This is a genomic window from Paenibacillus sp. FSL M8-0142 (assembly GCF_038597315.1).
Lineage (GTDB): Bacteria > Bacillota > Bacilli > Paenibacillales > Paenibacillaceae > Paenibacillus_AQ > Paenibacillus_AQ lactis.
The window spans coordinates 2,909,767-2,922,341 of the sequence record NZ_CP152008.1; the positions used below are offsets into that span (position 1 = coordinate 2,909,767).

Consider the following 12,575-nt stretch of genomic DNA (forward strand, 5'->3'; position numbering starts at 1 on the left):
TGATTACGCACAAGAAAGCGCTGCCAAACAGAGTTCCTGCTTCATTGGCAGCTGCTCATCGAAGGAGGGATGGAACTGAGTACTCTATTTTCCAAGTCCAAAACAGTCAGAGCCCCGAGCAATACACGCTCGGAAATCGGGAGATTTGCCTCCCGAAGCTTCAGAAGACATTGGCAGCTGTATCTGCTGGTCATTCCGCCGGTCTTGTATTTCATCATCTTCAAGTACTTGCCGATGGCAAACGCCGTGCTTGCCTTCAAGAACTATAACGTGGTGAAAGGGATTTGGGGAAGTCCATGGGTCGGCACGCAGTACTTCGAGATGTTTTTTCGCAACCCGGCGTTCGCGACGCTGATCAAAAATACGCTGTACATTTCGTTCTATCAATTGATCGTCGGGTTTCCGATCCCGATTCTGCTGGCGTTGGCCTTGAACGAGGTGAAGAGCGCAAGGTTCAAAAAAACCGTGCAGATGGTCACCTATGCGCCATATTTCATCTCCACAGTGGTCATGGTGTCCATCATCATGCTGTTCCTGTCCCCACGTCTTGGGATCGTGAATACCATTGCCGGCGCGCTTGGCTTCGAAGCGATCAATTATCTTGGAGAGCCAGGCATGTTCCGCACGATTTACGTGCTGTCCGACGTATGGCAAACGATGGGCTACTCCGCCGTAATTTATCTTGCTGCGCTGGCGGGAGTGGACCCGTCATTATACGAAGCGGCCAAGGTGGACGGTGCCAATCGGTTACAGAAAATTCTGAACGTCGATCTCCCCGGCATTCTGCCGGCCGCGGTCATCATTCTGATTCTCAGCGTAGGCAACATCATGGCGCTCGGCTTCGAGAAAATGTACTTATTGCAAAATCCGCTGAACTTGTCCACGTCGGAAATCATCTCCACGTATGTGTACAAAATCGGGTTGCTGAACGCGAATTACAGTTTCGCCACGGCGGTCGGGCTATTCAATTCCTTGATCAATCTGGTGCTGCTCCTGGTTGTCAATGCCGTTGCCAAGCGGGCTTCCAATACCAGTCTCTGGTAAATTTCGCGAAAAGGGGGGAGTGACATGAACGCATTGCAAACCCATCAAGGAAGCCGACGGAGCACGAGGATCAAGATCAAGGAGTCGCTGGGGGACCGCATTTTTCTGAGCGTGACCTATATCTTGCTGACCTTGGTTCTAATTGCCGTCCTGTATCCGCTTATTTACATCGTAAGCTCGTCCCTGAGCAGTCCAAGCGCCGTCTCTGCAGGCAAGGTGTGGCTGTGGCCGGTCGACGTATCGCTGGCGGGGTATGAAGCGGTGTTCCGAAACGGCCAGGTGCTGACGGGTTATGCCAATTCGCTGTTTTATACCGTTGCCGGTACGTTTATCAGCGTATCCCTGACCATCATGGTCGCATACCCGTTATCGAAAAAGTCATTCTTCGGCCGCACGCCGCTTATGGTTTTCATTACATTCACCATGCTGTTCTCCGGCGGTTTGATCCCGACCTATCTGGTCGTCAAATCGATGGGCATGATCGACACGCGCTGGGCGCTGCTCATTCCGAACGCCGTGTGGGTATGGCAGGTCATTATCGCCAGAACCTTCTTTCAGACCTCGATCCCGGATGAGCTTTCCGAGGCGGCAGACATCGACGGGTGCAGCGACATCCGCTACATTTTCAGCGTCGTTCTTCCGCTTGCCAAACCGATTATCGCCGTGCTCTCACTCATGTACGCGGTGGGGCAGTGGAACGCCTACTTCGATGCCCTGATCTATTTGAAATCGCAATCGCTCTATCCGCTCCAGCTCATTCTCCGCAGCATTCTCATCCTGGGCAGCGGAACGGGCAATATGGATGCCGGGGAGATGGTTAAGCAGCAGCAAATGGCCGAGCTGATGAAATACTCGCTCATTGTGGTGGCAAGCCTCCCGGTGCTGGTGATCTATCCGTTTGTGCAGCGCTATTTCGTACAAGGCATGCTGATTGGCTCCGTGAAGGGCTGATCCCGGGCATCGCCCGTTATAGTGATAACCAATTCATGAGGGGGAGATTGATTTGAGAAAAACGGGAACCCGTCTGCTTGTTCTCATACTGATGCTTAGTTTGGTGCTTGCCGGATGCTCCGGCGGAAACGACAACGAAGGAAGCGAAGGGACAGAAGGCGGCTTACAGGATTCCGGTGAGAAGGTAACGATCAACGTATTTGCCCATCAAAGCTCGGATGTGGATCTGAAAACCAATAAGTTTACGAAAAAAATGGAAGAGCAATTCGGCATCAAGTTCAACTGGACAACCGTTCCGTTCGACGGCGCGGCCGAAAAACGCCAAATTTCGCTTGCGTCCGGCGACTATCCGGATTTGTATATGCTTATTCCTTGGGTGGACCGTTTCTCGCAGACGGACTTGCTGAAGTTCGGGCAGCAGGGGGTGATCGTTCCGCTTAACGACCTGATCGAGGAGCATGCTCCCCACATTAAGGAAGTGCTGGAGAACAACGAATATTATAAGGCCATGAACACTGCTCCTGACGGCAAGATTTACGGATTGACCGGCTTAAACGAATGCTTCCACTGCTCATACCCGAATAAAATGTGGATCAATACGAAGTGGCTTGATCAGCTCGGACTTGCGCAGCCGACGACGCCGGAAGAATTCAAAGCGGTCCTTGAAGCCTTCAAGACGCAGGATCCGAACGGAAACGGCAAGGCGGACGAAGTGCCGCTCAGCGGATCCGTCGAAAATTTCGGCGTTCACGTGATTCCGTATCTCATGAACGGCTTTATTTACAACGACGACAGGACGTATCTCATCATGAAGGAGGGCAAGGTCGACACCGCGGCGAACAAACCGGAATGGCGGGAAGCGCTGGCCTACATCAAATCGCTGTATGACGGCGGACTCATTGACCCGGGGGCGTTTACACAAAATGCAGGCGCGTACAAAAAAATCGGGGATAACGCCGACGCACAGCTTTTGGGTGCCGGAGCAGGCATGCATCCCGCCCTGTTTTTAACCACAGGAGAAGATGCACCCTACAGCAAGGACTACAACCCGCTTCCGCCTCTGCAAGGACCGCACGCCAATTATGCAACGTTCAACTATCCGATCGATCCGGGCGCATCCTTCGTTCTGACGAATAAAGCGAGCAAAGAGGCGCAGATCGCCGCCATTAAAATGCTGGATTATTTCTATACGCAAGAAGGGGCAATGCTCTCCTATCTCGGTGAAGAAGGCAAGAGCTGGCGCAAGCCGCAGGATGGAGAAATCGCGCTGAACGACAAAGTGGAGCCGCTCTATAAATCGATCCCGCTTGAATCCGGGGAGCAGCCCCGCAATGACAGCTGGGGGGCACTAACCCAATATAATCACCACCGGGCATACCGCGATTCCGAGGTTCAGGGCACGGATATTTACGCTAACGATGGTTACGAACGCCGTCTTTACGAGGCAACGTTATTGATGGAAGGCAAGGAGCCGAAAGAAATATTCCCGCACTGGGCGCTATGGGTCGACCCGTTGGTCGCCGATGAAGCCAGCATGATGCAGACCAACATCAAAGACTATGTCGACCAGAACGCTCTGCTGTTCATTACCGGCGCCAAGAGTCTGGATAAAGATTGGGATGATTACGTGAAAGGGCTGGAGGGTCTGAACATGCAGCGTTATCTTGAAATCATGCAGGCTGCCTACGATTCATCGACGATATCGAAGTAGACCGCGGCGCGATAAGCTCGGATTCTTAGGGGCATGAGTCTGCGCTCAGGACGCGGGACTGTCGAAGCGAATGTCCAATTGTGAACGGCACTTCAGACGAGTCGAAACCAATGCGGTTCGAGGCAAGGCTTGCGTGCCCGAAGCGCTTTTGAGGTCAGCATTGCGATGGAAGGACGGAAAGCTCGCGCTGCGGGCTTTTTCGTTATGGCTTTAGCCAGTTGAGCTCGCGAAGCGTGCGAAACAAAAAACCACCCGCTATGCGGGTGGAGGGATCGAGGGTTTGACCAACAAGACCATTCCGATAAAATTGAGATGTTCAGGCTCAATAATGAAAGGAATGGTCTTAGATGGCAAACAAGAGCTATAGTTTAGCTCACACGAAGTGGATGTGCAAGTACCACATTGTGTTCACCCCGAAGTATAGACGGAAAGAGATTTATAATCAAGTGAGGAAAGACTTAATCGAAATTTTCAAACGATTATGCAAATACAAGGGAGTGGAGATAATCGAAGGCCACATGATGCCCGATCATGTACATATGTTGGTAGCAATTCCCCCCAAAATCTCAGTATCATCATTTATGGGATACCTGAAGGGGAAAAGCTCACTCATGATATTCGAGAAGCATGCTAGCTTGAAGTATAAATATGGCAATCGAAAATTTTGGGCGGAGGGATACTACGTCAGCACAGTGGGCTTGAATGAAGCCACCGTGGCAAAATATATCCGTGAGCAAGAAGCACACGACCAGGCAATTGATAAACTGAGTGTGAAAGAGTATGAAGACCCATTCAGCAAAAACAGTAGCAAGAAGAAGTAAACCAGTTTAACTGGTAAGTGAAAGTGACAAATTACACTGAGCCTGAACAATTTTATTGTCAGGCTAGCGTCTTTAGGCGCAGTTTGGCAACAAGGGGTTATACCCCAAGAGCAAACCACCCGTTTGACGGGTGGTTCTGATTTATAAGTGATCATTGATATGGGGCCGTGATATCAAAATAAGGTACAAATATGCGGGATTAGGCAATTTTTATTCTTATATCGGATCGTTACAATAAGTTGGAATGAAGGTGGCTTGGATGCGCATTGAAGCCCATCAGCATTATTGGAAAATCGACTCTAACGATTAAATGGATGGATTACGCCCGATTTTCCGGTGCTTTGCCTTGGCGATTTGCCTTTCGACATGTGATGGAGCTGAACTAGTGCAATTTATAAAGCGGATTGGAGGAGAAGCCATGACAAGCTTGGTTAGCAAGGACCAGAAGCATCGCTTGTGGTATACGAAACCGGCGGCGGAATGGAACGAGGCGCTACCGATCGGAAACGGCCGGCTGGGGGCGATGATTTTCGGCGGCACGGCTGAGGAGAAGCTTCAGCTCAACGAGGATTCCGTATGGTATGGTGGCCCCCGCGACCGCAACAACGAAGACGCACTGCCTCATTTGCCCGAGATTCGAAAGCTGATTATGGAGGGAAGGCTGCGGGAGGCCGAGGAGCTGGCAGCGATGACGATGGCGGGGCTGCCCGAAGCGCAGCGGCACTATATGCCGCTCGGCGATCTGCTGTTGTCGTTTAGCCATCACGAGCTTCCTGCCGTCGACTACGTGCGGGAGCTTGATTTGGAGAACGGCATATCCCGGGTCAGCTATCGGATCGGCGAGATCAGGTATACGCGCGAGCTGTTTGCCAGCTATCCGGATCAGGCGATCGTCATCCGGATATCCGCCGACAAACAGGGGACAGTCTCGTTAAAAGCCCGGTTCAATCGCCGAAACTGGAGATACCTGGAGAAGACGGACAAATGGAAGGAAAGCGGGCTTGCCATGCGCGGGGATTGCGGCGGCGAAGGAGGCAGCTCGTTTAGCGCCGTCCTGAAAGCGGTTCCGGATGGCGGCGTCTGCCGTACCCTTGGGGAGTATTTGCTGGTGGATGGCGCAAGCTCGGTAACGCTGGTGATCACTGCCGGAACAACGTTCCGCCATCCCGATCCGGAGCTTGATGGCAAACGGCGGCTGGAGATGCTGAGCCGGGTTCCATATGCTGAGCTGCTAGCCCGGCATGTCGCCGATTACCGCGAGCTGTACGGACGGGTCGATCTGAAGCTGCCCGAGAGCCCGGACAAAACCGTGCTGCCGACCGACGAACGGTTGATGCAGTTTCAACAAGGAGGAGAGGATCACGGCCTGATCGCGACTTATTTTCAATTCGGCCGATACCTGCTCATTGCTTCCAGCCGGCCGGGCTCTTTGCCCGCGAATCTTCAAGGCATCTGGAACGACAGCTTCACCCCGCCGTGGGATAGTAAATTCACGATTAATATCAATGCACAGATGAATTATTGGCATGCAGAAAATTGCAATCTGGCCGAATGCCATGAGCCGTTGTTCGAGCTGATCGAACGGATGCGCGAGCCCGGTCGGGTGACAGCACATGTCATGTACGGCTGCCGGGGCTTCACCGCCCATCACAATACGGATATTTGGGCGGACACGGCGCCGCAGGATACGTATCTTCCGGCTTCTTTCTGGCCGATGGGCGCTGCCTGGCTGTGCCTGCATTTGTGGGAGCATTACCGGTTCGGTCAGGACCGATATTTTCTGGCGCGGGTGTATGAGACAATGAAGGAAGCGGCGTTGTTTCTGCTGGATTATTTGATCGAAGACGCCGAAGGACGGCTGGTGACTTGCCCTTCCGTCTCACCGGAGAACCGGTATAAGCTGCCAAACGGCGAGACGGGGGTGCTCTGCGTCGGAGCCGCGATGGATTTTCAGATCATCGAAGCGCTGTTTGATGCCTGCATTCGGGCTTCGGAAATCATCGGACGGGATGAGGCGTTCCGCGATGAACTCACGGGCACGCTGAAGCGGCTGCCCCAACCGCAAATCGGTAAATACGGCCAAATCCAGGAGTGGATGGAGGATTACGAAGAGGTGGAGCCGGGACACCGTCACATCTCCCATCTGTTTGCCCTTTACCCGGGCGAACGCTTTAGCGTGGAGCGAACGCCGGATTTGGCTGAGGCCGCCAAGACGACATTGGAACGCAGGCTTGCCAGCGGCGGGGGGCACACCGGCTGGAGCCGTGCATGGATCATTAACTTCTGGGCACGTCTGCAGGACGGAGCCACAGCTTACGAGAATGTGAGGGCGCTCTTGGACCACTCCACACTGCCTAATCTGTTCGATGATCATCCGCCATTTCAAATCGACGGTAATTTTGGCGGTACGGCAGGCATCGCCGAGATGCTGCTGCAAAGCCATGACGGGGCAATCCGGCTCCTTCCCGCAGTGCCCGATTGCTGGAGCGAGGGGAGCGTGAAGGGGCTGCGAGCCAGGGGAGGTTATACCGTCGACTTCGTTTGGGCAGAGGGCAAGGTTACGGAAGCCGTCGTCACTTGCGCAGCTTCAGGCCCTTGCCGATTGGAGGCTCCCGGCTTCGAACCCGTAGTGTTTGTGGGCGAGACTGGACGTTCTTATACGTTCTTTAGCAAAGAGACGGCAGTGGATCGATAAATGGATGGTCTTTCTTCGAGACATCCCGCTATACCATGGAATCCGATGACCAGGCTGGGGATCGAGACAAGAAACTCCCGCAATATTGAACTAGGAAAGCACAAGATAAGACGAGAAAAGGCAGGGAAACCCAGTTATACTGAACTTGCAAACGCATACTAAACGTCAAATGGGAGTGGTAAATCAACATGACGAAATTATTGCGCATCGGAACGCTGGTTGGCGGCGGGGACGCTGTACGGGTCATCCCTCAGATCGCGCCCCACGGCTTTGAATCGTTCGGCCTTACCTTCTGGCAGACGACAGGCGATACCGATCTTGTGGAGACGGCAAAGCGGGTTCGTGAGCTGCAAGCAGAACACGGTTTTATCGTGTCGACGCTCGGGATTTTCGGCAATCCGCTGACCGGGGAAGGCAGTAATGCCGATACCTTGGCGAGCTGGGAGCGTCTGATCGATCATGCCCATCTGTTCGGCACCGACATCGTTTCCGGTTTTACCGGACGATTGACGGGCGAATCCATCGACGCCTCGATCCCGCAATATGCGAAGGTGTTCGGCGAGCTGTCCAAAAGAGCGGCAGATCAAGGCGTCCGCATTGCATTCGAGAACTGTGACATGGGCGGGACATGGGAGACGGGGGATTGGAATATTGCCCATAACCCGACGGCGTGGGAGATGATGTTCAACGCCATCCCGTCGGACCATATCGGCCTGCAGTGGGAGCCCTGCCATCAGATGGTGTCTTTGATCGATCCGATTCCGCAGCTGCGGAAATGGGTGGATAAAGTATTCAACGTCCATGGCAAGGATGCAACGATTGCTTGGGATATCGTGAGGGAATATGGCATTCACGGGCCGAAGCCTTATGTATGGCACCGTACTCCCGGATTCGGCGACACCAACTGGACCGATATCATCACGATTTTGCGTCAGGGCAACTATCAGGGAACGATCGATATTGAAGGCTGGCACGATCCCGTATATAACGGGGAGCTTGAAATGACCGGACAGGTTCATGCGCTTCATTATTTGAAGCGATGCCGAGGCGGAGACTTCATACCGAATCCGGTGTAATCTGCGAGATTAAAAATTAAAGGAACGTCAGTAACCATCTAAAATAGATGGTTACTCAGGCTGTCGAGAAACCCCCTGTTTTTTTGCAGGGGGTTTAAAATTGCCTCGTCGGTCACTGAAGTAGGGTTCTCAGAGCGCTTTAAATCGATTTTTATTTTAAAAGATATGATTCCCCATATAAAAAATAGAGTGTCGAAAAGTCCGTTGGACTTTCTCGACACTCTGAGTAACCATCTAAAATAGATGGTTACTTTTTTTTCATAAAGATAGAAGCAATATTTATGGAAACAGTGTTTCATAAAGGAAATTTCGTAACATATCATGCTTGTTCAGGTGTTGCATGAATATACGATATAGTATATTTTAATCCTATTCTATGAAGGTGGGGGTGGTAGATATGGATGATATGCGGATTGAGGAAATGACATTGAATGCCTGGCCCGCATTCCAAACGATCGTCCGTAACGGCTGGCTGCTCCGGTTAGCGGCCGGCTTCACGAAGCGTTCCAACTCGGTCAGCGCGCTCTACACGGAGCCGTCGGTTGATCTGTATGAACAGATTCAATATTGTGAACGCATATATGCAAGAGAAGGTCTTGACGTTGTATTTAAAGTTACGCCGTTCAATCCCCCTGAACTCGATTCGATTCTGGATGACCAAGGTTACTCCTTTCTCGACCCCACGAGCCTCAAAGTGCTGGATTGTCTGGACCACGTGCCGGCCCCGACATATCGGGATGTGTCCGTCTATGAACAGTTGAACAACGAATGGCTTGATGATCTGACGGTGGTTACGGGGCTCACGGCAAAAAACAGGGACATCAAGCAGCAGCTGTTCAGCCGCTCTTCCGTTCCTTACGGCTTCTTTTCCTTATATGATCAAGGCAGGCCGGCGGCCTGCGGAATCGGTGCTCTAGAGGAGAACGTTGTGGGGATATTTGATATTGCAACCGCACCTGCTTATAGGAAGCGAGGCTATGGCACACAGATTTTATTACATATTCTTCAATGGGCGAGAGCACAAGGGGCGACCAGCAGCTATCTCCAAGTCGTGCAAGCGAATCTGCCGGCTAACCGGCTATACGACCGGCTGCGCTACCGGGAAATATACACTTATTGGTATCGGGCGAAACATGTTGAATGATAAACCATTACCAGTCTATGCGGATTTTTGCATGTAGAGTATGGCAGCAAGTCCAAGGCTTGATCGCCAAGGGGTTACTCTATCGGCCGATCGGTTGTATAATCATGGGTGAAGCTAACCTGAAGACCTGGTCTTAGATAAGCTGTCTAAGCCGGGTCTTTATTTCAAGTCAGCCGTGGTTGACCATGCCATGCCATCGGGACCAATGATGGGGGGGATGGATGTGTGTATGTTGTGCTTGCTTTGGCATCCGAACGTAAAGGAGTGTTCAATTTTGTATACATACAGGCCGCTAAATGAACTGGATCTCGAGTTGATATGCGGCTTTCCGCAAACGCCGGAGGAGCTTTTTTACATGAGTCCGAGGTCCGGCTTTCCTTTGACGCCGCAGCAAGTGATGGACTTGCTCGAGAATCGGTTAGAGCCTACGGTTATCGTTGAGGCCTCCACTGATCGGCCAGTCGCTTACGCGAATTTCTATGATGTGAAGGACGGTTCAGCATGGCTCGGCAATGTCATCGTTGCCCCGGACCATCGGGGGAAAGGCGCTTCGAAAGAGCTGCTTCAAACGATGATGCGATTGGCGAAAACGAAATACGGGGTGAACAGCCTGCATCTCAGCTGCCATAATACCAACACGCGGGGGCTGGTTTTTTATCACAAACAGGGGTTCAAGCCGTATGAAGTAAACATTACCACGCTCAATGGAGATGCCGCGATGATTACGATTCAGATGAAGAGGGATTTGACGGAGCTGTGAAAAACTTGGCTATAGGCGCAGGAATCTTCATCGTTGTGGAGCTGATCCTCATTCTATTATTTACAATGGATGGATGGGGCACGCTGATCTTTGCTGCAGGTGTAATGATTACATTGCTCGCTCTAAACGCTCATACAGCAGATGGAAATCGTTAAATATCATAGGGAGCAAAGACGCTCTCAGAATAGGGAAAAGATTCGGGAGCTGAACCGAAATCGTTCAAAGGAGGAGCATGTATGATTCAGGCTTTTATTTTTGATATGGATGGTGTCATTATTGACAGCGAGCCGCTTCATTTCGAAGTGGACATTCAGGTTATGAAGGATTTTGGGGCTGCTATCACGCAGGAGCAGCTCGAGAAATATGTAGGGATGACCAATCCCGAAATGTGGAAGCTGATCCGGGAAGAATATCAGCTGCAGCGGACGGTATCCGAAATCATCGATTATCAATTATCCAATAAAATTAAAATATTGACCGCACGCGAAATGGAACCGATTGACGGAATTCGCGAGCTGCTCGCGGATTTGAAAGCCAGCGGCATCCCCGTTGGGATCGCATCCTCATCGCCCCCCGTATTTATCCAAGCGGTGCTGGACAAATTCGGTCTGCTGGATGCCTTTAACTGTATCGTAAGCGGGGAAGAGGTCGACAGAGGCAAGCCTGCGCCTGATGTATATTTGAAGGCAGCTGAATTGCTTGGCGCGGAGCCTGCTTCCTGCATGGTGCTGGAGGATGCGCGCCATGGCATTGCTGCGGCCAAAGCAGCCGGCATGCAGTGTATCGGTTTCGTTAATCCAAATTCGGGTAACCAGGATCTATCCGCCGCAGATTATGTAGTCCGCTCAATTGCAGAAGTGAGCGCAATATGCCAGCTGAAGAGTTAGGTCGTAACAGCTCGGTCCTTGTAAGGGCTGGGCTTTATTTTTTGAGGCTTGGTTGAATGGGACCAACTTATCCGGGGTGGTTCTCGTTAATATAATAGCAGCTACTAATAGCTAGACCTAAGTCTAGGATGATTATCGTCTGGAGACGGAAGCTATCGCCACTCGTTCATGGTATCCTTTCATTAACTTGAACAGGACAGAGGCGTGGTCAGGAAGTATTGCCTCGATCATTCGGAGTGCCCGCGAATTTAAGCGAACTCATATTACCCGGCTGTAACACAAGTAACCATGCAGAGGAGCACGTGTTGAATGGAGTTTTTACGTAACTTAGGCGATATCGGCTTATTTATTCACGCGATGATCGATGCCATTATTTTTCCGATCCCCGCGTTATTTTCGCAATTATCTTTGAGCGTCCTAACCCCGGAGCGGGCGATTTGGCTGGCAACCATCGGATTTGTCGGATGTATTCTCGGAACGCCGATCGGTTACGGCATCGGCAAAGCTTCCGGGCAGCTTGTTCTGAGCAAGATGCTCAAGAAGAAATGGTATGATTCGGCAACAAGCTTGTTTAAGAAGCACGGAGAGGCCGCGATCCTTGTCGGCGCATTCACGCCCATCCCATTCAAAATCTTTACGATTTTGTCGGGCTGCATGAATTACCCGTTGTGGAAGCTCCTCAGCTATGCCGCGATCGGGCGGGCGTTCAAATTTTACACGGTTGGCGTATTGTTCTATATCTACGGCAGAGCCGCCGAGCATATGGTTGATCATGTGCTGACCATCATTCTGCTGGTTGCCGGCGCACTCATCGGGGGCATTTGGTTTACAATTCATACCGTGAAGAAACGAAAGAAGAAGCAGGCGGAGGAGCTTCAAGCTCCGGCAGAAACAGAAGCAACGCATCAAGATCAAGTATCGGCAGGTGGGAACTAATATGCTGGAACGCGTTCAACGATGGGATCATCAATTGTTCGTATGGTGCAACCAATCGATCAGCAGCCGGATATTTGACCGGTTGTTCGGCGGAATAACACATCTGGGCGGTGCCATTTCGACCATCGCCAGCGCACTGCTGATCGCCTGGTTTGCTTACGAGGCGTGGGATGTATCGGCGTACCAAAGCGCAATCGCACTGCTCGTCAGTCACATTATTGTTGTATTGATCAAAAAAGGAGTGCGGAGAAACCGGCCGTTCCGGGCTTTGGAGCAAGTGAAGGTCGGGAACTTCCCGCTCAAGGACTATTCGTTTCCATCGGGACATACCTCAGCTATTTTTGCGGTCATCACACCGGTATTGTTTCTCGTGTCCCCGCTGTACACCTGTTTGTTGCTTGCTCTGGCCGCATTGGTCGGACTTTCCAGAATTTATTGGGGGTATCATTACCCGACGGATTGCTTGGCGGGCGGCGCTATTGGATTCGGAACCGGCTGGCTGGTCGTGTACCTAATGAATGCTGTAGGAATATCTTAACGTCTGATAAGG

General features: G+C 51.7%; 11 protein-coding genes. All 11 read left to right on the top strand.

Annotation, left to right across the window (positions count from 1 at the left end; translation table 11 throughout):
• Positions 1-69: 69 nt before the first annotated feature.
• The 11 genes from NSQ46_RS13640 (at position 70) to NSQ46_RS13690 (ending at position 12,563) form a co-directional block, all read left to right on the top strand.
• Complete coding sequence (locus NSQ46_RS13640; RefSeq protein ID WP_007130167.1) at positions 70-1,044, top strand: ABC transporter permease subunit; 975 nt, start codon at positions 70-72, stop codon at positions 1,042-1,044.
• A 24-nt stretch (positions 1,045-1,068) separates the two neighbouring features.
• On the top strand, positions 1,069-1,995 hold the full coding sequence (locus tag NSQ46_RS13645) for a carbohydrate ABC transporter permease (protein WP_007130166.1): 927 nt from the start codon (positions 1,069-1,071) through the stop codon (positions 1,993-1,995).
• A gap of 52 nt (positions 1,996-2,047) precedes the next feature.
• Positions 2,048-3,706 carry an ABC transporter substrate-binding protein gene (locus NSQ46_RS13650; protein WP_007130165.1) on the top strand — a complete coding sequence of 553 codons (1,659 nt, stop codon included), beginning with the start codon at positions 2,048-2,050 and terminating at the stop codon, positions 3,704-3,706.
• 347 nt (positions 3,707-4,053) lie between these two features.
• On the top strand, positions 4,054-4,527 hold the full coding sequence (gene tnpA / locus NSQ46_RS13655) for an IS200/IS605 family transposase (RefSeq protein WP_007128375.1): 474 nt from the start codon (positions 4,054-4,056) through the stop codon (positions 4,525-4,527).
• A gap of 418 nt (positions 4,528-4,945) precedes the next feature.
• Complete coding sequence (locus NSQ46_RS13660) at positions 4,946-7,222, top strand: glycoside hydrolase family 95 protein (RefSeq protein WP_342576863.1); 2,277 nt, start codon at positions 4,946-4,948, stop codon at positions 7,220-7,222.
• A 188-nt stretch (positions 7,223-7,410) separates the two neighbouring features.
• Positions 7,411-8,298, top strand: a complete 888-nt coding sequence (locus NSQ46_RS13665; RefSeq protein ID WP_210095192.1) for a sugar phosphate isomerase/epimerase — start codon at positions 7,411-7,413, stop codon at positions 8,296-8,298.
• A gap of 397 nt (positions 8,299-8,695) precedes the next feature.
• Complete coding sequence (locus tag NSQ46_RS13670) at positions 8,696-9,442, top strand: GNAT family N-acetyltransferase (RefSeq protein ID WP_007130162.1); 747 nt, start codon at positions 8,696-8,698, stop codon at positions 9,440-9,442.
• Positions 9,443-9,671: 229 nt separating this feature from the next.
• A complete protein-coding gene (locus NSQ46_RS13675; protein WP_232239293.1) occupies positions 9,672-10,202 on the top strand; it encodes a GNAT family N-acetyltransferase in 531 nt (176 codons plus the stop codon).
• A 236-nt stretch (positions 10,203-10,438) separates the two neighbouring features.
• Positions 10,439-11,089: an HAD family phosphatase gene (locus NSQ46_RS13680; RefSeq protein ID WP_028404910.1), complete on the top strand. Its 651-nt coding sequence runs from the start codon at positions 10,439-10,441 to the stop codon at positions 11,087-11,089.
• A gap of 309 nt (positions 11,090-11,398) precedes the next feature.
• Positions 11,399-12,025 (top strand): VTT domain-containing protein, encoded by a 627-nt coding sequence (locus NSQ46_RS13685; RefSeq protein WP_007130158.1) that lies wholly within the window; start codon positions 11,399-11,401, stop codon positions 12,023-12,025.
• A 1-nt stretch (position 12,026) separates the two neighbouring features.
• A complete protein-coding gene (locus NSQ46_RS13690) occupies positions 12,027-12,563 on the top strand; it encodes a phosphatase PAP2 family protein (protein WP_007130157.1) in 537 nt (178 codons plus the stop codon).
• Positions 12,564-12,575: the final 12 nt, after the last annotated feature.